The organism is Clostridium celatum DSM 1785 (assembly GCF_000320405.1).
GTDB classification, from domain to species: Bacteria; Bacillota; Clostridia; order Clostridiales; family Clostridiaceae; genus Clostridium; species Clostridium celatum.
On the sequence record NZ_KB291626.1, the window covers coordinates 1 to 25,882 of the forward strand.

Sequence of the window (25,882 nt, forward strand, 5' to 3'; positions counted from 1 at the left end):
CCATTATTCATATCAGGAGGAGTTTGCATTTGGCCATTGTCATCTTTATTACCCATAGCAACGCTATCACTTTCAGGTTTGTATAAATTACCATTTATAGAGCCATAATGTCTTTCTATAAATTCCTCTTCAATAGGTTCAACTGCTAGGTATAATCCCCATTCTTCGCCATTAACAGTTATATGAGCATAGGCACATTCTGGTGTTGGAACATTTAGAGAATCAAGCAATTTATAAGAAAAGTATTCTTTCATATAAGTTGTATCAGACATATTGTTATTTAAAACTAGCTTACTAAGTCCGTCTAATGTTTGTCCATCAATATATTTATCAAATTTTAACTTAAAGCTAAATCTATCTGTAGTACTATCAGCGACAATTTGAGATAAACTAGAATTTCCTTTTGGCCTAATACCTACATTAGTATAAGTTGTTCCGTTTACAGTTATATTTGCTGAGGTATATTCTTCAGCAGATGCATTATCAATCATTTCTTGCCAAGCATCTTCAGACATTTCTATATTTATTTCAATAATTTTATCATCATCAAATATTGTAGTTACATAATTAGGTTGAGTTATTGAAGTAGCCAAAGTTATATTTTTAGGTAATAGCACAATAAGTGATGAGAAACATATAGCTATTACCATTAATACAGCAACAATTGCATTAAAGTGTTTGTTTGAAATCATTTTTTCACCACCTATTAGCTTAGCTCATATATTCGCCATTATAGCTAACTAAGACAACATTATTTACTCCAGATATATGACTAAGTTCATTTACAAATTGAGTTGACATTTCTTTTAATCTTATTTCAACGGTTAATTCTATTCCAGAATTAGCGGAAACAGTTTTAGATTTAACAACATGTTTTTTTACAGAACTAGAAACAAATTTTATAGCTTCTTTTTCACTATTATCATTAGTACAATTAACAACTAGTATATAAGGATTATCAGTACTTTTCTTATTAACAAATAAAACCATTATGATACCTATGAAAACAGAACCTATAATTCCTAGTGGAATAAGACCAGCGCCTAAAACTATACCAGCAGATATAGCCCAAAATAAAAAGGCAATATCAAGTGGTTCTTTAATAGCGGATCTAAATCTTACTATAGATAATGCACCAACCATACCAAGTGATAAAATAACATTTGAAGTAATTGCTAAGATAATTAAAGTAGTTATAAGTGTCATTGCAACTAAAGACATTCCAAAGCTTTCCGAATACATAACACCCTTAAAAGTCTTTTTATAAATTAAAAAAATGAATAAACCAACTGCCAATGCTAAGCATAGAGCAATTAATGTATCTGTTATAGAAAAACTGGTAGTTTTTTCTAAAAAACTTAATTTAAAAATATCTGAAAAGTTAATTTGTGAATTCATTTGTATTACCTCCAAAAATAATATTAAAAATAATTTATCCAAACATCCTACAGTTAGCATATTTAGAAATTGAAGTAGCTTTTCTTGTATTAGTTTGTATTATATCTTTTATTATGTCAGGTAAAAATTCATCGAACTTTACCTCTAAAATAATTGTATCGTTATTAGGTATTTTCATTATAGGAAGATTAGTATTGAACATATCCTTTGAATAAATACCACTTTTAACATTACTATCAATAGTAATTCTTACATTTCCAGGTTTATAGATATAAGCTTCACGTGTATAATCCACAACAGTTTTAGGTTTTAACATTTGTGACTTCATTTTAAAGTATAATTCTTGTATTAACGATTTATCAGAATTAAGCATCCATTCAATATCATTATTTAATATTTTCTCACATTCTTTTTTTGTTAAAGGTGCAGAAAATTTAGTACAAAGTCCATTTATTTTACTTTTCTTTTCAAGTCTTATAAACGAAAAGTTATCATTGTAAAATCTAATTCTAAATTTCTCTCTTTTACTATATCCATTGATTTTTTCCATTAAGGCTTTATCATTAAAATTATCAAAGTAAAGACTTCGTATATTATAAATACCATTAGAATTAGCGTTTTTATCTAAAGAAGCAATATGTTTAATTCTATTTTTTAGAGCATAGTAATCAGATAAATTTATAAAAAATTTTAATTCATGTCGTGGTTTACTCATAAAGTAATCACCTCCCAATTTTTGTGTTAAATTTAAGTTAACTTACAAATTTAATATTAGTACTTTAATCTTAAAATAGTCTTAAAAGTACACTTAAAGATAAATTTATATGGTAGACTTTTAGTAAAGAATCATTTTATATATTAGGTAAGGAGAGATGATGAATGAGATTATTACTAGTTGAAGATGAAATACAACTTTCGGAAGCACTTACTCAAATATTAGGGAAAAATAAATATGTAGTTGATGCTGTTTATGATGGTGAAGATGGATTGGATTATGGATTAACAGATATATATGATGTAATAATATTAGATATAATGCTTCCAAAGCTTAATGGATTAGAGATACTTAGAAGATTAAGAAAAAATAATATAAAAACACCAGTTATTTTACTTACAGCTAAAGGTGAAATTGAAGATAAGGTTAAGGGACTTGATAGTGGTGCAGATGATTATTTAGCTAAACCTTTTGCAACAGAAGAACTTTTAGCAAGGCTTAGGGCTTTAACTAGAAGACAAGGTGAAATAATAAATGATAATATATTAGAATTCGGAGATATTAAGTTAAATATATCTAGCTATGAGTTAGAGGGGCCATGTAATAGTATAAAATTATCATTAAAAGAATTTGAAATAATGAGATGTTTTATGCAAAGACCTAAGTCTATAGTGACTAAGGATGAACTTATAACTAAAATTTGGGGGTATGATTCAGATGCTGAATACAACAATATAGAAGTATATATTTCATTTTTAAGAAAAAAAATTAATTATATAGATTCAAAAACAAATATATCAACAGTTAGAGGTGTAGGATATAAACTGGAGGATATTTAAATGTTTGATAAATTAAAGAAAAAATTTATTCTAATGAATATGGTATTATTAACTACAGTGTTTATTGGAATATTTGGAACTATATATGTAATGACTGCCTTTAGTTTAAATAGAGATATGGAAATGCAACTTAGGAATAGTATGAATCCAATGGCAAAGCCACCTAAAGGAAATATGGATGTTACAATAACTATTAACTTGGATTCAGAAAATAAAATAACTAATATAGTATCTAGATTTGATGTTTCAGAATGGAATACTAAACAAGTTATAGATGAGATATTAAGCAATAATGAAAGCTTAAGTAAAATAAAAATAAATGGAGAAAGCTATGCTTATCTTAAACAAAATATTAATGGTGGAATAAAAATTGTATTAATAAGTAGAGCATATCAGCAAGATGTTTTAGCAAATTTGCTTAGAATATTTATTTTAGTTGGTGCTATAAGTCTTATTGTCTTATTTTTAATAAGCATATATTTTACTAATAGAACAATAGAGCCCTTAGAGGAAAGTTTCAAAAAGCAAAAGCAATTTATTGCAGATGCTTCACATGAACTTAGAACACCTCTTACAATTATTAAAACTAATATATCTTTATTAGAAGAAAATAAAAATGAAACAATTAAAAGCCAAGAAAAGTGGATTAAATATATTGATTCGCAAGCTAGTAGAATGTCTACTTTAATTAATGAAATGCTTTCTTTAGCAAATTTAGATGCAAAAAGAAAAAATGAAGAAATCACTAGTATTAATTTAAGTAAGATTCTAAATGATTTATTACTTGTGTTTGAAGTGGTTATATTTGAAAAAGGATTACTATTAGAGGAAAATATATCAAAAGATATATTTATAAATGGTGAAAAGGATCAAATAAAAAAGTTAATAAGTATATTAATGGATAATGCAATCAAATATACTAATAGTGGCGGTAAAATTACAGTAAATCTTAATGTTGATAAAACTAAAACTAAATTAATAGTTAAGAATACAGGTGAAGGAATTGCAAAAGAGCATTTAGAAAAAATATTTGAAAGGTTTTATAGGGTTGATGCTTCAAGGGATAGAGGTACGGGGGGCTATGGATTAGGACTATCTATAGCTAAATCGATAGTTGAAGATCATAAGGGGAAGATTTATGCAGAAAGTATAATTGGAGAAAGTGCATCATTTATTGTAGAACTTCCTATAAATAATGAGAAATTAAAAGTTGATAGTAATAAATTGACTTAAAATTGGGTTGTATTAAACTTATAATATAAGAAGGTTTAATGCAACTATTTTTTTGTAATTAAAAATATTAAGAAATTCTTTAGATTTTTAATAAGTTCTTCTTTATTTTTTTAAAGTATTATAGAGTTATAATATAGACTAAAAGGATAATTTTGGAGGAGTAAATATGAATGCTAATACAATATTAAGTTATTTATCACAATATGGAGTAATATTTATATTTGTAATTGTATTTTTAGAATATTTAAATTTACCAGGACTACCAGCTGGCATAATAATGCCATTGTCAGGGGTTTGGATATCAAGAGGGGAGAAATGAATTTTCCTTTTGTCTTAATATTATCTGTTATAGCAGGGGTAATTGGCAGTTGGGTATTATATTTCTTAGGATTTTATGGGGGAAATCTTTTATTAGATAAATACACAACAAAATTTCCCAAGCATAAAAAATATATAGAAGAAAAGTTAGAGTATTTAAGAGGAAAAGGACATATTGGAGTTTTTATAAGTAGATTAATACCAGTTGCAAGGACTATAATTGCAATACCAGCAGGTGTACTTAAAATGAATTTTTTAAAATATACAATATATTCTGCTTGTGGAATATTTATTTGGAATGGCGTATTTATTTCAGCAGGTTATATTTTAGGAGAAGGAATATTTAAATATATTACTTAAATTGAAAGTTAAAAAGGGCAAATAGCAAATTAATGTGATAATTTGTTGTTTGTCTTTATTTATTGTGTAAGATAATATTTGTATAAAGAAATATAGTGATATGCTTATTTTAGATAAGATTAATTAATAAAATTATAAATGATTTTTATATGATAAAATTTAGTTAATAGAACTTAAGAAAATCTTTAGAATTATATGAAGTAGTTCTTTAGCTTTTTTTATTATCATTTGTAGTATAGTAAATGAGCATGTTCTTTAAAATAATTAAGAGAAGGGGAAAAGTAAGAGGTGAATAATATGAGCTCATATAATATTTTAGTAGTTGAAGATGAAAATGATATAGCAATTGCAATTGAAGCATATTTAAATAATCAGGGATACAACGTTTTTATAGCTAATAATGGAATTGAAGGTTTAGAAGTGTTAGATAAGGAAACTATTCATTTAGCGGTAGTTGATGTAATGATGCCTAAGATGGATGGTATAACTTTTGTTATGAAGCTTAGACAAAATCATGAGTTTCCTGTAATAATGTTATCAGCAAAATCAGAAGAGGTTGATAAAATAATGGGGTTAAATATAGGAGCAGATGATTACGTAACTAAACCATTTAGACCATTAGAGTTATTAGCTAGAGTTAATTCACAACTTAGAAGATATTCAAAATTTTTAAATATGGTTACTAAAAAAGAAGTAAATGAAAATGTATATGTAGTTGGTGGACTTGAATTAAATACTGATACTAAGGAAGTAAGCGTAGATGAAAAATTAGTAAAGCTTACACCAATTGAATTTAAAATATTAGAATTACTTATAAAAAATCCAGGAAGAGTATTTGCAACAGAGGAAATCTACGAAAGAGTCTGGAATGAGCAGGCAATAAATACAGATACAATAATGGTTCATGTAAGAAAGATAAGAGAAAAGATTGAAATTAATCCTAAAAATCCGAAATATTTAAAGGTGGTGTGGGGAGTTGGATATAAAATTGAAAAACAATAAGAATAATAGTGACATGAATTATTCGGAAAATGATGTTAATGCAATGAAAAAAAAGGTATATAAAAGTAAAGGAATTATAGCTACATTAGTGTCATTATTAATAATAGCAAGTGCAGCTTTAGGTATGTGTAAGGCATATCCTATTATAGATAAAAGCGCTAGGAATATTGAAAATAATTATTTTGAGCATTATGGATTTGCAGAAGATTTAGCAGAAACAAGTTATGTAAATTATTTTAGTACTTTATCAGAAAAAAACGAAGGAAATTTAAGTCCAGGAAAAACTTTATTGAATTTAGAGAGTAATATATATAGTAATGAAAATTATTATACAGGTGAAGAATATATCAATCAGTTTAATTCAAATTTTAATAATTGGAGAAACAGAACAGAGGGAAGATATACAAATTTATTATATTATGCTTATAATAAAACAAATAACGTAGATAAAACTAATATGGGTAATGGGGTAGAAGTTAAGGATAAAAATGTAGTTATATCACAAGATGCTAAAGATATATATCAATTTTATGTAGCTTTAAACTTTGATGAAAATGGAATTATGACTATAACTGATATTTATGGTGCGGATAAGAATAATTTTGAGTATAACTTAATAGATAATTTAGATGGTATTGATGATTATTATGAGTATACAATTAAGCCTATAAAAAATATGTCAATTGTATATGCAGTGCCTAAGGTTCTACCTTTTGATGATGTAATATCTTGGGGGATAAATAATTCAAAGATGGTAGGATATGAAATGGCTGGGGCAACGGCGGTAACAGTAATTATAACTTTTATAGCCATAGCTGCACTAATATTTCCTATTAATAAAGCTAAAAATATGTCTTTATTTAATGGATTATCAAAAATACCGTTTGAAGTTTGGATGATAATATGTGGACTTGATATAGCACTTTTAATGGTATCACCTAGATATATGGTAAAGCCAGCATTAGAAGGAAATCTAGAATATTTGTTTGGGTTTATTATAAATGGATTTACAGTTTCTCAAAATTTAATATGGTTCTTTAACTTTATAACTTGGGTTATAGAATTTGGAGTAGCATTTTTTGCAGTATTAATAATAAAATATATATTTAATATGGGTTTTAAAGAGTATTTCAAGAAAAGAACCATATTAGGTAGAATTTTAACATTAATTATTAGATATGTTAAAAAGGTATTAAATGAAGTAACTAAGGTAGATTTAAGTGAAAAAAATAATAAGCTAATAATAAAATTATTATTAATAAATGCAGTAATATTATTAATAATAACTTCAATTTGGTTTTTTGGAATACCTGTAGTTATACTTTATTCAATAATATTATTCTTTGTAATAAGAAAATATGTTGATAAGATAAGCGAAAAATATAGTAAGCTTAGAGAAGCAACAAGTAAAATTGCACAAGGTAATTTAGATGTAAAAATAGAAGAGGATTTAGGACTTTTTGAGCCATTTAAAATGGATTTAGAAAAAATTCAAGGTGGGTTTAAGAAAGCCGTAGATGAAGAAGTTAAGAGTCAGAAGATGAAAACGGATTTAATATCGAATGTTTCTCATGATTTAAAAACTCCACTAACAGCAATAATAACTTATGCAGATCTTTTAAAGGATGAAAATTTATCACAGGAAAAACGTAGGCAGTATATTGAAACTTTAGATAAAAAAGCTCAAAGACTACAAGTTTTAATAGAAGATTTATTTGAAATGAGCAAAGCAACTAGTGGAAATATAACATTAAATATAGAAAATATTGATGTTGCATCTTTAATGAAACAAACATTACTTGAATTAGAAGATAAACTTGAAGAGGCAAATTTATCAGTTAGAAAAAATATACCAGAAGGAAAAGTAATATTACCTTTAGATAGCCAACGCACATTTAGAATTTTTGAAAATTTAGTAATTAATATGACTAAATATGCAATGCCTAATACAAGAGTGTTTATAGATATGATTGAAGATGAAAATAAAGTTGAAATAATAATGAAAAATATGGCAGCGGAAGAAATAACATTCAATGTAGAAACTATTGCGGAAAGATTTGTTCGTGGAGATGAATCAAGAAACACAGAAGGTTCAGGATTAGGTCTTGCAATAGCAAAAAGTTTTGTTGAACTTCAAGGTGGTAAATTTGATATAAGTGTTGATGGGGATTTATTTAAAGTAACAATAATATTTACAAAATAGTTTTAGAATATAAAACAATAAAAAGGATAGAGTATAGCAAAATTTTTATTTTCTATACTCTATCTTTTTTAGATAGTAGAAATATTAAGTGCAATGAATAAATTTTATATGAAATAAATATATTTATACATAATTAAATTTTTATAAAACTAAATAATGGAGGAAAATATTATGTCATATAGATATTTATTAGATATCGCATTAATTTTATTAAGTACAAAATTTTTAGGATTACTAACAAGAAGATTTAATTTACCACAAGTAGTTGGAGCTTTGCTTGCAGGTGTTATATTAGGACCATCAGTTCTTAACATACTTCATGAAACTGATTTTATAGGAATGATGGCAGAGCTTGGAGTTATAGTAATTATGTTTACAGCAGGATTAGAAAGTGATATAAGACAGTTAAAAAATTCAGGAAAGGATTCACTTATAATAGCTACTTTTGGTGTTATTATACCTTTAATAGGCGGAACTATTGTTGCATATATTTTTAATGATGGAAGTTTAAGTACAGTAAGCAATATATTACAGAATGTATTTATTGGTGCAATACTAACAGCAACTTCAGTTAGTATTACAGTAGAAGCATTGAGGGAATTAGGGAAACTATCGGAGAAATCTGCAACAGTGATATTAGGTGCAGCTATTATAGATGATATTCTTGGAATTATAGTATTAACGATAATAACTAGTATATCAGATAAGTCTGTTAATGTTGGAATTGTATTTTTAAAAATTATTGCATTTTTTATTTTTGCTCTTGTAGTAGGATATATAATTTATATAGTTTTTGATAAATGGATAAATAAATATGATATTGATAAAAGAAGATTTGTCATAGGAGCATTCGTTGTTTGTTTATTGTTATCATTTTGTGCAGAGGAGTTTTTTGGAGTTGCAGATATAACTGGTGCATTTATAGCAGGTTTAGTTTTATCAAGAAATAGAGAAACAGAGTATATTTCTAAGAGATTTGATATAATTTCATATATGTTATTATCACCTATATTTTTTGCAAGTATAGGTATTAATATGGAAATTCCTAAAATGACAGTATCTATTATTATAATGACTATTGTTTTAGTTGCTGTAGCGATGTTAAGCAAAATTATTGGATGTGGATTAGGGGCAAAAATATGTGGATACTCTAAAAAGGAGATTATACAAATTGGAACAGGAATGATGGCAAGAGGTGAAGTTGCACTTGTTATTGCTAATAAAGGAATAAAACTTGGTATTATGAATACTTATTTTTTACCATCGATTATAATAATGATAATAACTGCAGCAATATGTACGCCTATATTACTAAAGAAAGCATATACAGTATAAATAAATTAATAAAATCTAAAAAATATAATTTTAAAAATGTATCATTTGTTACAACATAAACTTTATATATTATGTATAATTTAAATATAATATTAAAAAAATATATAGAATATGTAAGTATAACACATATATAAAGGAGAGATTAAATTATGATTAATAAGGATAATACTATAGGTGAAATATTAGAAATGAATCCTAAAGCTGCAGAAATATTAAGTGATTTTGGAATGGGATGTTTAGGTTGTCCATCTGCAACAATGGAAACATTAGAACAAGCTTGCTATATTCATGGATTAGAATTAGAAGAAGTTTTAAACAAATTAAATGAAAAATAATTTTAAGGAATCTGTATTGCAAAAAAGCAATGCAGATTTTTTTGTATATTTTTATTTTGTTAAGGAAAAGATATTTATGTATTTAAAGATATTGACAAGGAGACTTTAATATGGGAAATAGTATGGCTATGGAATATCCTATGTTTTGTTATCAATGTGAACAAACAGCAGGTGGTAAAGGTTGCACTAAGATGGGGGTATGTGGTAAGACACCAGAGATTGCAGCACTTCAAGATCTACTTATATATCAAATAAAAGGTATAAGTTGTTATGCTAAAAAAATAGTTGAAAAAGGTGATAATGTAGATAAGAGTATAGTAAGCTTTGTCGAAAATTCATTATTTACAACTTTAACAAATGTAAATTTTGATGCAGATGTACATGTTGAAATGTTACGAGAATCACAAAAAATAAAGGAAAAGCTAAGAAAACAAGTTGGAAAGATTAAAAATGATACAGATCATGCTACTTATAATTTAAGTGAAACTAAATCAGAAATGCTTGAGGATGCAAAAAAGGCCGGAATAATGTATGATCAGGAACTTGATCCAGATATACGTTCATTAAGACAAACTATAGTTTATGGATTGAAGGGGATAAGTGCTTATGGACATCAAGCAAGAGAGCTTGGATATTATGATGATCAGGTTGATAATTTTTATATAAGAGCATTAGAAGCAACAACTGATGATACTTTATCAGTTGAAGAATTAATAAGATGGACTATGAGAACCGGAGATATGAGTGTTGCTGTAATGAAAAAATTAGATGAAGCAAATACTACAGTTTATGAAAATCCATCACCTCATAAGGTAAATGTTCATGTTAAAAAAGGGCCATTTATTACAGTTTCAGGGCATGATTTAAAAGACCTTGAAATGTTATTAGAGCAAACAGAAGGAAAGGGTATAAATATTTATACTCATGGTGAAATGATACCAAGTCATGGATATCCTGGATTAAAAAAGTATTCTCATCTTGTTGGAAACTTTGGAGGAGCTTGGCAAGATCAACAAAAAGAATTTGATAATATACCAGGTTGTATTTTAATGACTACAAATTGTCTTATGAGGCCAAGAGAAACTTATAAAGATAGAATTTTTACAACAAGTGTAGTTGGATGGGATGGAGTAAAGCATATAGGAAAAGGCAAAGATGGAAAAAAAGATTTTAGTGAAATAATAAATAAAGCTTTAGAACTTGGTGGATATGAGGAAGATCAAGAACCACATGAAATATTAGTTGGATTTGGCCATCATGCAACGTTAAGTAATGCAGAGACTATAGTCAATGCAGTTAAGGATGGTAAGATAAGACATTTCTTCTTAATTGGAGGATGTGATGGTGCTAGACCAGGTAGAAATTATTATACTGAATTTGCTAAGATGGTACCAGATGATTGTGTAATACTTACTTTAGCTTGTGGCAAATATAGATTTAATAAACTAGACTTTGGAGAAGTAGCAGGACTTCCAAGGCTTTTAGATGTAGGTCAATGTAATGATGCATATTCAGCAGTTAGAATTGCAACAGCATTAGCAGATGCTTTTGGAACAGATGTGAATGGATTACCATTATCATTTATAATATCTTGGTATGAGCAAAAAGCTGTTGCTGATCTTTTAGCATTATTATCACTTGGAGTAAAAGGAATATTCCTAGGTCCAACACTTCCTGCATTCTTAAGTCCTAATGTACTTCAATATTTAGTTGATACATTTGATTTAAGACCTATAAGTACAGCTGAAGATGATTTAAAGACTTGCTTACAACAAGGTATATAAAAATGTATTTTAGAATTTAAGATAATAGATAAATAAAAAATAATATAATCTTAAAGTTTATAAGGAGATAAAATGAATTTAAATAATAATGATATTATAAAAGTTGCTAATATTGATAACATCGATGAAGGAAAAGAAATTATAGCGATGAATAAAAAGTTCAAAACGATTTGTTTTGTTTTTGATGTAGGTAAAGGCTTGCCTAACCATACTCATAATGGATATGCAAGTGTCTTAGTTTATGATGGAAGTGTATCACTGGAATTTGTAAATGGTGAAAAATATGAATTAAATAAGGGAGATTTCATGCCATTTGATGCAAGAATAGAACATAATGTAATTGCAAGGTCTAAAAGTAAAGTATTAGTAACTATATCAGAAAGCTTGGCAGAATAATATTAATAACCAAAATGAATAAGCTAACAAAAATACTTAAATGATATTAATTTATTATTTAAGTATTTTTTTATTTAAACAGTTCAATAGGATTTTATATATAAGTTTTAAGAGAAATTATATTAGTTGTGATAGGATTTATAATATTAACATGGCTAATATATAAGATTAAAAAATTTTTTTAAATAATGTGCATATAATATGATTATTATTTTAACATACGTAACAAATGTTACTTAATATAATATAAATTTAATATATAGTAATGATATAAATTAAAAATTTAAAAAGATAGGAGAAGAGAATATGAGTTTATTTTTAGGAAAGATACATTACTGGTTATTTAATAAAGTATTATGGTTTGAAGGATTAGAAGGTGAAATCATAGAACTTGCAAAAAATGAAGGGTTAAATATATATAAGCTACAGGATGAAATTAATATAAAATATGGAGAAAAGCTTCCGGATAAAAAACTTGAAGATATGATAGATACAAGTAATATTCATGGATGGTTACAAGGTAAGATTCATAACGCAGAAGGTAGAATGGCTGCATGGACCAATATTATATTAAGTAATAATAAAGATGCTATTTTAAATATGAAAAAAATATATATTGAACAAGGAATTAATGCTGCAAAGGAAGCAAAGACTAAGCTAAGCAATATTACCGCAGAAGATATATTTAAGAGTATGAATGATTATATATTAGATGGAATGCCATGTGATAGAGTAAATGAGGTAATAAATTCAAATAGTGAAACTGTAGAGTGGAAAAGAAAAGTATGTGTACATAAGGATATTTGGAAAAATGAAGGTATATCAGTAGATATATTTTATAACTTAAGAAGTGAATGGATAAATGCTTTTGTTGTTGAAATGAATAATGATTATGAATATATTCAATTAGATGAAAATACACAAGTAATTAGGAAAAAGATATAAGGGGGCACATTAAATGAAGGCTATAGAAATAATGAATGAAGAGCATAAGTATATTCTAAGAATGTTAAATGTAGTTAGAAAAGTGTGCTTTAGAATTATGAATGGTGAAGAAATAATTTATGAAGATTTCAATAAGATAATTGATTTTATTCAAAACTATGCAGATAATCATCATCATAAAAAAGAAGAAAAGGTGCTTTTTACTAAAATGGTAGAGCACATAGGAGAAACAGCAGAAAAAGCAGTTAATCAAGGAATGCTTGTAGAACATGATTTAGGAAGATTATATGTTAGAGATTTAATAAATGCTTTCGAAAAGATGAAGAGTGGGGATGAAGAAGCAAAACTAGATGTTATAGCAAATGCAATTTCATATACACATTTATTAATAAGGCATATAGATAAGGAAGATAGAGTTATTTATAAATTTGCAGAAAGAAATTTAAATGATGAAATAAAGGAATTTATTAATGTAGAATGTGAAAAATTTGAAATTAGTAATGAAAAAATAAAGAATAGATATATATTAATTTTAGAAGATTTAGAAAAGAAATATTAATATGCTATATATAAAATTGTAATTGTAGGTTTTAATAAAATAACTATGTTATAAAACTTAAAAAAATGAAAAAGAAATTCTGCTAATTTTTAATGTTAATTAGCAGAATTTTTTTAGTATAAATTTTTAGCTTTTATTATATAAAAATTACAGGTATAGAATTAAATCCTATACCTATAATTAATTTAAATTATTTTCTAGAGTTGTATATTTCTTTTTCTACATCAATAAAGATTTGAGCTATAACACCATAAGCTTTTCCCCAAGCTTCGATAACTTCATCGGTAGCAGCATCACCTAAGACTTCTTTAATAGAAGCTAAAAGATTTGAGCCAACTATTGGATAATGTCCTTCAGTAATTTGACGGTCACAGTGAACTTCACCAATTTTTTTTACTACAGGTAAAATTGCTTGTAGATTATCTATATTTTGAGCAGCGGCTAAAATAGTCATAGCTAGTGCTTTAGGTTGTTCTCCAGAATTTTGCTTGTCCATATTAAATAATGGTTTAACTTCTGGGTTATTTATGAACATATTTTTATAGAATGTTGTAGTAATTTCTAATCCATGTTCCTTTAATACTGGAACTGTACTTTTTATTATATCTATTGTTTTTTGATCTAACATATTAATTCTCCTTTTATCTAATAATTATTAAGTGATAATTATTATTTGTTCTCTTGGGATAAATATAACATATAAAAATAAAATGTGCAAGTAAAATACACATTTTATTTTTATATGTTATAATGGAGATACTACAAGTGAAAGGAAGATAATAAATGCAATTATCAAAGTTTACAGATTATGCTTTTAGAGCGTTAATATATTTAGCTAAAAATCCACAAGATAATGGGACAGTAGATAAATTAGCAGATGAATTAAACATATCAACACATCATTTAAAGAAGGTAATTAATAAATTAGCAAAAACTGAATATATAATATCAACTAAGGGGAGAAATGGGGGCCTTAAATTAGGATTACCACCAGAAGAGATTAATTTAGGAAAAGTTTTATTGTTAACAGAAGAAAATTTAAGTTTGGTTGAATGTATGAATGAAACAGGAACATGTCCTCTAATTAGTGAAGAATGTAAGCTTAAGGGTATCATTTGTAGATCTCTAAATGGATTTATAAATGAAATGTCTAATTATACACTAAGGGATATAATATAAGTAAAATACTATATATTAAAACAAAGACCCTACTAGAATAAGAAAAAGATATCTAGTAGAGTCTTTGTTTTTTAATAATTATAATGCACTTTCAATAATTTCAGCTTTATGTAGAGTATTTAAAGATTTAAATTCCTTATAAATTAATACTAGTGTTATTACTACTGATAAGAAATCCGCACAAGCACCTGCAGCCCAAACACCATCTAATCCAATAAATAAAGGTAGTATTAAAGTAAATGGAATTAATAATATAACTTGTCTAAGTAAACTAACAAACATAGACATTTTAGCTTTACCTATTGATTGGAAATAACTAGTTGAAACAATGTTTATTCCAACTATTGGCATCATTAATAAATACATTCTAACACCTTTTATAGCAACAGCAGTAAGTTCAGGATCATTGTTAAATAAGCTTATTGCAAATTTAGGGAAAGCTTGAATTAGAATCCCACCGATTGTACAAATAACTGTAGCTGCAATAGTAGCAATTGCAAAAGTCTTTTTAGCTCTATCGTATTTTTTAGCACCATAGTTAAATCCAATAATAGGCTGACAACCTTGATTAATACCAAATATAGGCATCATAAATACCATGTTAATAGAACCTATTATAGTCATGGCTCCTATAGATAAATCATTACCATAAGCTTTTAAAGAATTATTAGCAACAACTTGTACTAAACTGTTAGCAATTTGAGTTGCAAAAGGAGCAATACCAATAGCAAAAGTCATCATCACTAAGTTTTTCTTTAATTTCATATTTTCAAATTTTAATTTTAAGTTGGATTTTCCTTTAGTATAGTAATAAAGAATTATGAAGAAAGTAAGTGCTTGAGAAATAACAGTTGCAAAAGCTGCTCCTTTAATTCCCATGTTTAATACAAAAACAAATAAATAGTCTAAAATTATATTAGTACCACATCCAATAACCATTGTTATTGAAGCTAGCTTAGGATTACCATCAGCTCTTACAGTACTATTTAATGCAAAAGAAAGAATATTAAAAGTACATCCACATAAAATTACAGTAATATATTGCTTTGCATAAAATAAAGTATTTTCACTAGCACCAAATATATTAAGTATTGGATTAAGGAAAATAAGACCAATAATTGTTATGGATATTCCAATAATTAAGCTTAAAGTCAGTGCACTTCCAATAAGCTTTTCAGCATATTCTCTATTACCTCTACCAAGATTTAAGGAAATATTTGCTGTTGAACCAATACCTATAAGCATTCCAAAAGCTAATAAAATAGACATAATCGGCATAGTTATTCCAACACCAGTAAGTGCAAGTGAACCTACATCTGGAATTCGGCCAATAAACATTCTATCTACTATATTATATAAAGCATTAACCATCATTCCTATTATTGCAGGAATAGAGTATTTTAATAAAAGTTTTCCGATAGACTCTTCGCCTAACATATTTTGATGTTTCATATTTGTCCTCCTAAGTGAAATTAAAAATTTATATTTTATTAAATTGAAGTTAATTAACAATGCAAATTTTATATTTAGTTATTAAAAACATTTTTTGATAGTTTATTAAGGATATTTAATCCTTGACAAATTTCATCTTCGCTTAAATTAGATGTAAGCATTTGCTCCCATTTAGTTAAAATATCAAAGAATTGATCTTTAATATTAAAGGCTTTTTCAGTTAAATAGATTCTATTAACCCTTTTATCTGAGCTATCTTTAAGACGACTTACTAAGCCTGCCTCTTCTAGTTTCTTTATTGCTTTCGCAGTTGTGCCTTTATCTATATTAACTAAATCTGAAAGCTTCTCTTGATTAATTCCATCATGTTTATAAAGTTGTATCATGAATAGATATTGCCCAGACCCAATTTCAAGGTTATTAAATTCCTTGCTAAAAAAAACATTAGCTTGTCTATGAATTAAAGATATATATTTACCGAAATACTCATTAGTAGAATTCATATAAAAAACTCCTTTTAGTCATAAAATACTAATATATTATAGTAAAAAAATAGTTGCAAATGCAACTATTTTTTATTTTTACTTTTGAGAAAATATAATAAAGAAATAAAATTACAAGCTAATGATAAAATAAATATTTTAAAATAAAAACCAATACAGGAATTTATTAAAAGGAATTTGAATGATTTTGAATGAAAATGAAAGTTTTTGAATGAAAATCATTGACTTGTGAATAAAATAAGAGTATTATGAAATCAAGGAAGTGATGTAAATGTTATCAGAAGAGAGATATAAATTAATTTTGGATAAGTTAGATAAGGAATCAGTAGTATATTTAAATGATTTAGTTAAATATTTAGATACATCTGAATCGACTATAAGAAGAGATTTAAATGCACTTCATAAAGCAGGATTGCTTAAGAAGGTTCATGGTGGAGCTACATCATTAAAAGATATAAAGATAAATACAAGTGATGATAAAGTAGAATATAGACAAAATTTAAATATGGATGAAAAGCTTAAAATTTCAGAGTATGCAGCATCATTAATAGAAGATAATGACTTAATATATATGGATGCAGGTACAACTACTGAGCTTATAATAGATTTTATAAAAAATACAAAAGCGGTATTTGTAACTAATGGAATAGTTCATGCGAAAAAGCTTATTCAAAAAGGATGTACTACTTATATATTAGGTGGGGAGTTAAAATTAATTACTGAAGCTATAGTAGGGGTTGAGGCTATAAATAGTTTAAGAAAATATAACTTCACAAAAGGTTTTTTTGGAGTAAATGGGGTTTCAATTAAAAATGGATTTACAACGCCAGATATAAGAGAGGCTATGGTAAAAGAAGAAGCAATAAATAGAACAAAAGATAGCTTTGTTTTATGCGACACTTCAAAATTTGATGAAATAAGTTCTATAACATTTGCAAGCATTGATAAAGCGAGAATAATAACAACTAATTTGGAGGATATTAAATATAAGCAAGTTACAGACGTTGTGGAGGTAGGCAAATAATGATTTATACTATTACTTTTAATCCAGCATTAGATTATATAGTTAAAATGGATGATTTTAATTTAGGACATGTAAATAGAACTAATAGTGAGAGTGTTTATGCCGGTGGAAAAGGCATAAATGTTTCAATAGTTTTAAATAACTTAGGTGTTAAAAGTAAGGCTTTAGGGTTTATTGCAGGATTCACAGGAGATGAAATTGAACGAGAATAAGAAATTTTGGCTGTGATACTGATTTTATTAAATTAAAAGAAGGCATGTCTAGAATAAATGTAAAAATTAAAGCTGATGTTGAAAGTGAAATAAATGGTGGTGGTCCAAATATTTCAGAAGAAGCATTAAATGAACTTTATATGCAGTTAGAAAAACTTGAATCAGGAGATATATTAGTTTTAGCAGGAAGTATTCCAAAAACTATGCCAGTAGATATTTATGAAAGAATAATGGAAAGACTTCAAACTAAAGGAGTTAAGTTTATTGTAGATACAACAGGAGATTGCTTATTAAAGGTGTTAAAATATAAGCCATTTTTAATTAAGCCAAATCATCATGAACTTGGGGATTTATTTAATGTAAAACTTAATGGAAAAGAAGAAATTATTGAATATGCAAAGAAGCTAAAGGAAATGGGGTGCAGAAAATGTAATTATTTCTATGGCTGGAGATGGAGCTATTTTAATAAATTCTAATGGAGAAGTTACAATTAGTAATGTTCCAAAGGGTGTAGTCAAAAATTCAGTTGGAGCTGGTGATTCAATGGTTGGTGGATTTATAACTGGTTATGTAAATTCAGGTAATGTTGAAGAGGCCTTTAAATTAGGTGTAGCTACAGGAAGTGCATCAGCATTTTCAGAAGGTTTAGCTACAAAAGAATATGTTTATGAATTATTAAAGCAAGTTAAATAAAAGTGTTTAAGGGAGGAATGGAAAGTGAAAATTACAGATTTACTAAAGAAAAATGGAATTGCACTTAATCCAAGTGTTAACACAAAAGAGGAAGCAATTAATACATTAGTAGATTTAATGGATGTAACTGGGAGATTAAATGATAAGGAAGCGTATAAAGAAGCGGTTTTAGCAAGAGAAAGCTTAAGTACAACAGGAATTGGAGATAATATAGCAATTCCTCATGCTAAGACAACTGCAGTAAAGGAACCAGGACTTAGTGCAATGGTACTTACTAATGGAATAGATTATGACTCACTTGATGGTGAACCAGCAAAGTTATTTTTTATGATTGCAGCACCAGAAGGCGAAAATAACCTTCACTTAGATGTACTTGCTAGACTTTCAATGATGTTAATGGATCCAAGCTTTAAAGATCAATTAATAAATGCAAAAAGTGTTGATGAGTTTTTAAATCTTATTGATGAAAAAGAAAATGATAAGTTAAAGGCTGAAAATGAAAAAGAAGAAGCGCAAAAAGCTCAAGTTAGTGGATATAGAGTATTAGCAGTTACAGCATGTCCGACAGGAATAGCTCATACATTTATGGCTGCAGAAGCTTTAGAAAATAAAGCTAAAGATATGGGAATTACTATAAAAGTTGAAACTAATGGTTCTGGTGGAGCTAAAAACGTTTTAACAGCAGAGGAAATTAAAAATGCAGATTGCATAATAGTTGCAGCTGATAAAAAGGTTGAAATGGCTAGATTTGAAGGTAAAAAAGTTATTCAAACTAAAGTTGCAAATGGAATTCATAAAACAGAAGAATTATTAACTAGAGCTACAAATGGAGATGCGCCAGTATACCATCATGCAGGTGGAAATGATAGTGAAGGTGTATCATCAGAAGATAAAGAAAGTATTGGAAGACAAATATATAAACACTTAATGAATGGTGTATCTCATATGTTACCATTTGTTATAGGTGGAGGTATATTAATAGCTTTAGCATTCTTATTAGATAACTATAGTATTAATCCAGCTAACTTTGGTAAAAATACACCAGTTGCTGCATTAATAAAGACAATTGGTGAAACTGCATTTGGATTTATGTTACCTGTACTTGCTGGTTATATTTCAATGAGTATTGCAGATAGACCAGGTCTTGCAGTTGGTTTTGTTGGTGGTATGTTAGCTAATTTAGGTACAACTTATGCAAGTGCATTTGATTCTTCAGTATCAGTTATTAGTGGAGGATTCTTAGGAGCATTATTTGCAGGTTTCTTAGGTGGTTATTTAGTATTAGGATTAAAGAAGATATTTGATAAATTACCACAATCTCTAGAAGGTTTAAAACCAACATTACTATATCCTTTCTTTGGTATTGGATTAATTGGTTTAATAATGATATTTGTAAATCCATTCTTTGGTGGAATAAATGAAGCAATAACACATTTCCTTAACTCAATGGGTGGAACTAGTAGAGTGTTATTAGGTATAGTTGTTGCAGGTATGATGGCAATCGATATGGGTGGTCCTTTCAACAAAGCCGCATATGTATTTGGTACAGCATCACTTGCATCAGGAAACTATGAAGTTATGGCAGCTGTAATGGCTGGGGGTATGGTTCCACCACTTGCAATTGCTTTAGCATCAACATTCTTTAAGAATAAATTTACAAAGAGAGAAAGACAATCAGCACTTACAAACTATGTTATGGGGTTATCATTTATAACAGAAGGAGCAATTCCTTTTGCAGCAGCAGATCCACTAAGAGTTATACCTTCATGTGTAATTGGTTCTGCAACAGCAGGTGCGCTTTCAATGTTATTTAACTGTCAATTAAGAGCGCCTCATGGTGGAATATTTGTATTACCTGTTATAGGAAATCCATTTGGATATTTAGCAGCAGTTGCTATTGGTTCTGTAGTTGGAATGGCAATATTAGCATTACTTAAGAAGAAAGTAGTAGAATAGTTATATATAAATAATATAAGGTATTAGAAATCTTTAATTTAAGATTTTTAGTACCTTATTTTTATTATAAAAATTAATTTTTTATATAAAATAAAAAAATGATAATTATCGCATACTAGTACTATACAAATGATTAATGTCATAGTAGGAGCAAGTGTTATGGAAAATAATAAAAGAAAAAATAAAAATATAATAGGCTCAGAAGCCTTTCCAGGAATATTATTATTAGCAACTACAATTTTAGCCTTAATTTTAGCAAATACACCTTTAGATAAATTTTATAATTATATATTGTATGATTTAAAGGTAGGAGAAGAGTTTAATTTACACTTATTTATAAATGATTTTTTAATGGCAATATTCTTTTTAGTTGTAGGATGCGAAATAAAAAGAGAACTTATATATGGAAAACTTTCTTCTATAAAACAAGCATCTTTTCCAGTTATAGCAGCTGTTGGAGGTATGATAGTACCAGCGTTAATATTTACACTATTTAATTATAGTACTGCATTTGAGATAGGTGCTGGTATACCATTATCTACAGATATAGCATTTGCAATAGGAATTTTCTCAATCCTAGAAAGCAGATTAAATTTTTCATTAAAGCTATTTTTACTTACATTAGCTGTTGTAGATGATTTATTATCAATAATTATAATTGGAGTATTTTATTCATCACATATAAGGGTGTCAGGAATAATAATTTCTTTAATTTTAACAGCTATTCTATTTTCACTTAAATTTTTTAATAAAAGAAACAAATTATATCCATACATAATATTAGGTGTAGCATTATGGGCAGCAGTATTTTATAGTGGAATACATTCAACATTAAGTGGAGTAATATTAGCCTTTAGTATACCTGTATTACCTGAGAAAGATAAAGAGAAAGATTTAAGCTATAAAATTCAACATAAGTTAGAACCATTTTCTAATTATGTAATACTTCCTTTATTTGCGTTTTCTAATACAGGAATAAATTTAGGAGGAAATTTAAACTTAGCAAAAGATTATCCTTTAATGATAGGAATAATACTAGGGTTAGTCATTGGAAAGCCAGTAGGAATTGTGCTATTTGGATATTTAGGAAGTTTAATAGGTATAACAAATAAGCCACAAGATACATCGTGGTATGATGTTTTAGAGGTTTCAATACTTGCAGGAATAGGATTTACAATGTCATTATTCATATCAGAGATAGCTTTTGCTGGTGAAGAAGTTGAACTTAGTGTATCAAAAATATCAGTATTAATTGCAGCTGTTATATCAATTATAATTGCAAGTATATTAACTTCTATTGGAGAAAAGGTTCAACATAAAAATTAATTTTAAAGATATATATTTAATATAAATCTAAAATAAAAAATATTAATTAAATAGCAATTTTTAAAGCACTTTCATATATTATTACGACAAAAATATATAGGAAGTGCTTTAATATGAGCATAATAAGTAAAGTAGTATATTGTACTATGATTTCAGCAGGAGGAGTACTAGAAAAAAAGTTTAATAAATATACCTTAAATTCGAGATCTGTAAATGAAGAGGTTCTATTTAAAATATTAAATAAAAATAATGAATGTAACTATGGAGAAAAATATAATTTTAATTCGATAAGGTCTGTAAATGAATATAAAGAAATAGTACCTATTACAGATTATTCTGATTATGAGCAATATATAAATGAAATGCTAAAAGGTAAAAAAAATATTTTAATTACTGATGATGTTGAATATTTTGGGCATACATCAGGAACAACAGGTAAACAAAAGTTAATACCAGTTACTAAAAAATCCAGAGAAGTTGGTAGTAAGTATATGGCGTTGTTAATAGAACGATTTGCGTATAATAATTTAAAAAATCAATGGAATTATGGACGAGGATTAATGTTGGCAGATACTGTTATGACAACTTATTCTGAAGGTGGAGTACCTATATGTTCAGCAACATCAGGTGGAATGGATGCAATAAAGTTTATACTTCCTAAAATATATACCTCACCATATGAAGTTATGAAAATTAAAGATAAAAATACGGCGTTATATTTACATTTATTATTTGCTTTAAATGATAAAAATCTAACTTATATAAGTGGTGTATTTATTTCAAATGTTTTAGATGCTTTAAGAGTTTTAGAAGAAAAAAGTGAGTTACTAGTAATGGATATTAAGAAAGGTAGGATAAATAGAAACTTAAATATTGGTGATGAAAATCGAAAAAAATTAAATAAGTATTTAAAGCCAAATGCAGGAAGAGCCGATGAGATAGAATTAGAGTTTTCTAAAGGGTTTAGAGGAATATGTAGAAGACTTTGGCCAAAGATAACTTATATTGCAGCAGTAACAGGAGCTAATTTTTCAATATATGATGAGATGGTTAATTATTATACTGAATCATTACCAATTTATTCACCAGCATATGCAGCAACTGAAGCTATGATAGGAATTAATCCATATATATCAAATATAAGATATGTAATAATACCGGATACGGTATTTTATGAATTTATTCCAATAGATGAAAGTGATAAGGAAAAGCCTGTGACATGTTGTATAGATGAATTAAAGATAGGAGAAAAATATGAGATTATAGTAACTAATTATGCAGGATTTTATAGATATAGATTAGGTGATGTAATTAAAGTTGTTGGATATTATAATAATTCACCAGAAGTTGAATTTTTATATAGAAAAAATCAAGTTCTTAATATGGTTTCGGAAAAAACCACAGAAGATCATTTAAAGGTTTCAATAAATAAAACTATAAAAGAACTTGGAGTATCACTAATTGACTATACAACCATAGCTGATAATACGATAACACCAGGTAGATATATATTTTATTTTGAGTTAGATAAAGAAATATCCCAAAGTAAGATAAAAAACTTTGAAAAAATTTTAGATTTAGAGCTTCAAAAAGCTAATTTAGCTTATAGTAGATTTAGAAAAAATAATAAATTATCAGGTGTAAGTGTTAATGTTGTTAGAAAGAATACATTTGATAATATAAAGAAATTTCTAATATCAAATGGAGTTTCAAAAAGTCAAATTAAAATTCCAAGAGTAGCGACTAATAAAACAGATATTTTAAGAATTTTAAATGATAATAGAATATAAGAAAAAGATAGAAGTGATAGAATTTAAACTTTAATATCACTTCTTTTTATTTGAGTTAAGTATATTTTTAATGTAATGGTATAATATTTATATAATAAAAAATGAATAAAGAAAGGAATTTTAAATTATGTGGATATTATATGCTTTTGGATCTGCATTTTTTGCTGGAGCAACATCAATTTTGGCTAAGGTAGGAGTTAAGGATGTTGATTCGCATGTGGCTACTGCAATAAGAACTATTGTAGTATTAATTTTTTCATGGATTATGGTGTTTATAGTAGGTTCACAAGGCAGTATAGGAGAAATTAGTGAAAAAACTTTTATATTTTTAATTTTATCAGGATTTGCAACAGGGGCATCATGGTTATGTTATTTTAAAGCATTACAATTAGGTGATGTAAATAAAGTAGTTCCTATTGATAAAAGTAGTACAATTTTAACTATGATATTAGCCTTTATTTTTTTAGGGGAAAATATAACTATAAACATGATAATTGGAATGATATTCATAGGAATTGGGACTTATTTAATGATTCAAAAAAAAGAAAATGCAAAAAAGAAAGTTAAGAGTAATGCATGGTTAATATATGCAGTATTATCAGCTTTATTTGCTTCGTTAACATCTATATTGGGTAAAGTAGGTATAGAAAATATTGAATCAAATTTAGGAACCGCAATAAGAACAATAGTTGTACTTATTATGGCATGGGTTATAGTTTTTATAACTAAAAAGCAAGGGGATATTAAAAAGATAGATAAAAAAAGTTTAAGGTTTTTAATTTTATCTGGAATTGCAACAGGAGGTTCGTGGCTTTGTTATTATAAGGCTTTACAAGATGGACTAGCATCTATAGTTGTTCCCATAGATAAACTTAGTATTTTAGTAACAATAACATTTGCTTATGTTTTTTTAAAGGAAAAATTATCAAAGAGAGCTATAATTGGTTTAGTTCTAGTTGTAGTTGGAACACTTTCTTTATTGATTAAGCTGTAATAAAGCATTATTAGATATTTTATATAGTTGAATAAAATATAATTTCTCAATTAAAAAGAAATATATTACATGGATAATATCAGCTAAAAAGCAGGAAACGAAAGATAAAAGATTAATAGAAGCTATAAAAAAACTAAATAATAAAGAAAAAATTAAGTAGTGTATAAATCCTATGAGAAATCATAGGGTTATTTTTATATAAGATTATTAATAAGATTATATAGAACTACTTTATAAGGTGAATAATAAATTATTAAAAAGGATAGTTTATAGATTGTTAATAAGTATAGGAGGGGAGAGTTGAAGTGTATACTTTATACCAATGGATTCTTTTATTTTACATTTATTGCTTCGCTGGTTGGGTTTGGGAATCGGCTTATGTATCAATAAAACTTCATAAGTGGATAAATCGTGGATTTTTAAAAGGCCCATTTTTACCCATTTATGGATCAGGAGCAATAGTTGTATTAATTTCAACAGTTTTAATAAAAAAATATACTATTTTAGTATTCATTATTGGAATGATTTCAGCAACTATATTAGAATATATTACAGGAGCCATAATGGAAAAGTTATTTCATGTTAGATATTGGGATTATAGTGAAAAGAAATTTAATATAAATGGATATATATGTTTAGTGTCTTCTCTAGCGTGGGGTTTTTTTTCACTAGCTTTAGTATATTTAGTAAATCCGTTAATAGAGCCCTTTATTATTAGTATATCTGACAAAATAATAGAAGTAATTGTATATGTTATAACTATATTTGTTACAATTGATGCAGTTCAAGCTTTTAATAATGCAATGGATTTAAAAAATGTTTTAGTTAAAATAACGGAAAGAAACGAACGTATATATATTATACGAAAGAGACTAGAAGTTGTTGAGGCTTTTATTAATAGTGATGTTAAGGAACTACAAGGCAAATTAATGGATAAGTTAACATTACAACAAGAGAAAAATTTAAGTAAAAAAGAAACTAAAAAACAAATTATTGAAAAATGTATTAAGAGTAATTTGGCTACAACAGAGGAGAGGATAATAGAATTAGTAGAAAGAGTATCCAAATATGTAACTAATATTGATAAGATATTTTCGAAAGAAATTACAAACAAAAGCTATTTAAAAGAAGAGTTTTTAGAGTATTTAGATAAGCTAAAGAGGGATGAGAGTTATATTCATAACACGGAGAATAGAACATATTTAAATTGCATTAATATGTTACGTAGGAATCCAAGCGTTAAGGCAAGAGAACATGAAGAAGCAATGGAAGAATTAAAAAAAATCAATGAAAGTTTTGAAAAAAATATAAATAACAAAAGAATTTAATGA

26 protein-coding genes and 1 pseudogene are annotated in these 25,882 nt (G+C 26.9%); 21 read left to right on the forward strand and 6 right to left on the reverse strand.

From position 1 onward, the window contains the following. The 3 genes from HMPREF0216_RS05990 to HMPREF0216_RS06000 all read right to left on the reverse strand — a co-directional run. Positions 1 to 692, reverse strand: a 692-nt coding sequence (locus tag HMPREF0216_RS05990) for a CotH kinase family protein (protein ID WP_005212455.1), incomplete at its 3' end; no start/stop codon positions are given. A 19-nt stretch (positions 693 to 711) separates the two neighbouring features. Next, positions 712 to 1,398 (reverse strand): DUF4956 domain-containing protein, encoded by a 687-nt coding sequence (locus HMPREF0216_RS05995; RefSeq protein WP_040419114.1) that lies wholly within the window; start codon positions 1,396 to 1,398, stop codon positions 712 to 714. A 34-nt stretch (positions 1,399 to 1,432) separates the two neighbouring features. Continuing rightward, positions 1,433 to 2,113 carry a polyphosphate polymerase domain-containing protein gene (locus HMPREF0216_RS06000; protein ID WP_005212458.1) on the reverse strand — a complete coding sequence of 227 codons (681 nt, stop codon included), beginning with the start codon at positions 2,111 to 2,113 and terminating at the stop codon, positions 1,433 to 1,435. Positions 2,114 to 2,277: 164 nt separating this feature from the next. On the opposite strand from HMPREF0216_RS06000, the gene HMPREF0216_RS06005 reads away from it, so the two are divergent. The 12 genes from HMPREF0216_RS06005 (at position 2,278) to HMPREF0216_RS06055 (ending at position 13,422) form a co-directional block, all read left to right on the forward strand. Next, entirely contained in the window at positions 2,278 to 2,952 is a 675-nt protein-coding gene (locus HMPREF0216_RS06005) for a response regulator transcription factor (protein ID WP_005212459.1), read from the forward strand. Beyond that, positions 2,953 to 4,185 carry a sensor histidine kinase gene (locus tag HMPREF0216_RS06010; protein ID WP_005212461.1) on the forward strand — a complete coding sequence of 411 codons (1,233 nt, stop codon included), beginning with the start codon at positions 2,953 to 2,955 and terminating at the stop codon, positions 4,183 to 4,185. It begins immediately after the preceding gene. A 166-nt stretch (positions 4,186 to 4,351) separates the two neighbouring features. Next, positions 4,352 to 4,504, forward strand: a complete 153-nt coding sequence (locus tag HMPREF0216_RS18090) for a hypothetical protein (protein WP_005212463.1) — start codon at positions 4,352 to 4,354, stop codon at positions 4,502 to 4,504. Then, a complete protein-coding gene (locus HMPREF0216_RS06015) occupies positions 4,501 to 4,863 on the forward strand; it encodes a DedA family protein (RefSeq protein WP_005212464.1) in 363 nt (120 codons plus the stop codon). The genes HMPREF0216_RS18090 and HMPREF0216_RS06015 overlap by 4 nt, the downstream gene beginning before the upstream one ends. Before the next feature lie 297 nt (positions 4,864 to 5,160). Next, a complete protein-coding gene (locus HMPREF0216_RS06020) occupies positions 5,161 to 5,865 on the forward strand; it encodes a response regulator transcription factor (RefSeq protein WP_005212466.1) in 705 nt (234 codons plus the stop codon). Further along, positions 5,840 to 8,068 (forward strand): ATP-binding protein, encoded by a 2,229-nt coding sequence (locus HMPREF0216_RS06025; protein WP_005212469.1) that lies wholly within the window; start codon positions 5,840 to 5,842, stop codon positions 8,066 to 8,068. Before HMPREF0216_RS06020 ends, HMPREF0216_RS06025 begins: the two co-directional genes overlap by 26 nt. A 168-nt stretch (positions 8,069 to 8,236) precedes the next feature. Beyond that, positions 8,237 to 9,403, forward strand: coding sequence for a cation:proton antiporter (locus HMPREF0216_RS06030; protein ID WP_187116558.1), 1,167 nt, complete (start codon positions 8,237 to 8,239; stop codon positions 9,401 to 9,403). Between the two features lie 149 nt (positions 9,404 to 9,552). After that, the gene (locus tag HMPREF0216_RS06035; RefSeq protein WP_005212474.1) at positions 9,553 to 9,738 is read left to right on the forward strand and encodes a DUF1858 domain-containing protein; all 186 of its coding nucleotides are present in this window, start codon (positions 9,553 to 9,555) and stop codon (positions 9,736 to 9,738) included. Positions 9,739 to 9,848: 110 nt separating this feature from the next. Further along, a complete protein-coding gene (gene hcp, locus HMPREF0216_RS06040; RefSeq protein WP_005212477.1) occupies positions 9,849 to 11,522 on the forward strand; it encodes a hydroxylamine reductase in 1,674 nt (557 codons plus the stop codon). 72 nt (positions 11,523 to 11,594) lie between these two features. Further along, positions 11,595 to 11,918: a cupin domain-containing protein gene (locus HMPREF0216_RS06045; RefSeq protein ID WP_005212479.1), complete on the forward strand. Its 324-nt coding sequence runs from the start codon at positions 11,595 to 11,597 to the stop codon at positions 11,916 to 11,918. A 306-nt stretch (positions 11,919 to 12,224) separates the two neighbouring features. Further along, positions 12,225 to 12,863, forward strand: coding sequence for a hypothetical protein (locus HMPREF0216_RS06050; protein ID WP_005212481.1), 639 nt, complete (start codon positions 12,225 to 12,227; stop codon positions 12,861 to 12,863). A gap of 13 nt (positions 12,864 to 12,876) precedes the next feature. Then, positions 12,877 to 13,422, forward strand: a complete 546-nt coding sequence (locus HMPREF0216_RS06055; RefSeq protein WP_005212483.1) for a hemerythrin domain-containing protein — start codon at positions 12,877 to 12,879, stop codon at positions 13,420 to 13,422. 190 nt (positions 13,423 to 13,612) lie between these two features. Here the strand turns inward: HMPREF0216_RS06055 and HMPREF0216_RS06060 are convergent, their stop codons facing one another. After that, positions 13,613 to 14,050 carry a globin domain-containing protein gene (locus HMPREF0216_RS06060; RefSeq protein ID WP_005212485.1) on the reverse strand — a complete coding sequence of 146 codons (438 nt, stop codon included), beginning with the start codon at positions 14,048 to 14,050 and terminating at the stop codon, positions 13,613 to 13,615. A 155-nt stretch (positions 14,051 to 14,205) separates the two neighbouring features. On the opposite strand from HMPREF0216_RS06060, the gene HMPREF0216_RS06065 reads away from it, so the two are divergent. Continuing rightward, the gene (locus HMPREF0216_RS06065) at positions 14,206 to 14,601 is read left to right on the forward strand and encodes an RrF2 family transcriptional regulator (protein WP_005212486.1); all 396 of its coding nucleotides are present in this window, start codon (positions 14,206 to 14,208) and stop codon (positions 14,599 to 14,601) included. A gap of 78 nt (positions 14,602 to 14,679) precedes the next feature. Here HMPREF0216_RS06065 and HMPREF0216_RS06070 read toward each other — a convergent pair whose 3' ends face one another. Next, complete coding sequence (locus HMPREF0216_RS06070; RefSeq protein ID WP_005212488.1) at positions 14,680 to 16,053, reverse strand: MATE family efflux transporter; 1,374 nt, start codon at positions 16,051 to 16,053, stop codon at positions 14,680 to 14,682. Positions 16,054 to 16,127: 74 nt separating this feature from the next. Beyond that, positions 16,128 to 16,556, reverse strand: coding sequence for a MarR family winged helix-turn-helix transcriptional regulator (locus HMPREF0216_RS06075; protein ID WP_005212490.1), 429 nt, complete (start codon positions 16,554 to 16,556; stop codon positions 16,128 to 16,130). Between the two features lie 271 nt (positions 16,557 to 16,827). Between HMPREF0216_RS06075 and HMPREF0216_RS06080 the strand changes: the two genes are divergently transcribed. The 8 genes and pseudogenes from HMPREF0216_RS06080 (at position 16,828) to HMPREF0216_RS06110 (ending at position 25,879) form a co-directional block, all read left to right on the forward strand. Continuing rightward, positions 16,828 to 17,580: a DeoR/GlpR family DNA-binding transcription regulator gene (locus HMPREF0216_RS06080; RefSeq protein ID WP_005212492.1), complete on the forward strand. Its 753-nt coding sequence runs from the start codon at positions 16,828 to 16,830 to the stop codon at positions 17,578 to 17,580. After that, a pseudogene (pfkB, locus tag HMPREF0216_RS06085) lies at positions 17,580 to 18,485 on the forward strand (1-phosphofructokinase). The gene HMPREF0216_RS06080 and the pseudogene pfkB overlap by 1 nt, the downstream one beginning before the upstream one ends. Before the next feature lie 24 nt (positions 18,486 to 18,509). Further along, complete coding sequence (locus HMPREF0216_RS06090) at positions 18,510 to 20,441, forward strand: PTS fructose transporter subunit IIABC (RefSeq protein ID WP_005212500.1); 1,932 nt, start codon at positions 18,510 to 18,512, stop codon at positions 20,439 to 20,441. Positions 20,442 to 20,600: 159 nt separating this feature from the next. Then, entirely contained in the window at positions 20,601 to 21,767 is a 1,167-nt protein-coding gene (gene nhaA / locus HMPREF0216_RS06095) for a Na+/H+ antiporter NhaA (protein WP_040419119.1), read from the forward strand. Between the two features lie 113 nt (positions 21,768 to 21,880). Continuing rightward, positions 21,881 to 23,557, forward strand: a complete 1,677-nt coding sequence (locus tag HMPREF0216_RS06100; RefSeq protein ID WP_005212504.1) for a GH3 auxin-responsive promoter family protein — start codon at positions 21,881 to 21,883, stop codon at positions 23,555 to 23,557. Between the two features lie 127 nt (positions 23,558 to 23,684). Next, a complete protein-coding gene (locus HMPREF0216_RS06105; protein ID WP_005212506.1) occupies positions 23,685 to 24,551 on the forward strand; it encodes an EamA family transporter in 867 nt (288 codons plus the stop codon). Between the two features lie 49 nt (positions 24,552 to 24,600). Continuing rightward, the gene (locus HMPREF0216_RS16720) at positions 24,601 to 24,711 is read left to right on the forward strand and encodes a YdeI/OmpD-associated family protein (protein ID WP_278244419.1); all 111 of its coding nucleotides are present in this window, start codon (positions 24,601 to 24,603) and stop codon (positions 24,709 to 24,711) included. 145 nt (positions 24,712 to 24,856) lie between these two features. Then, complete coding sequence (locus tag HMPREF0216_RS06110; protein ID WP_005212507.1) at positions 24,857 to 25,879, forward strand: putative ABC transporter permease; 1,023 nt, start codon at positions 24,857 to 24,859, stop codon at positions 25,877 to 25,879. The last annotated feature ends 3 nt before the right edge of the window (positions 25,880 to 25,882 follow it).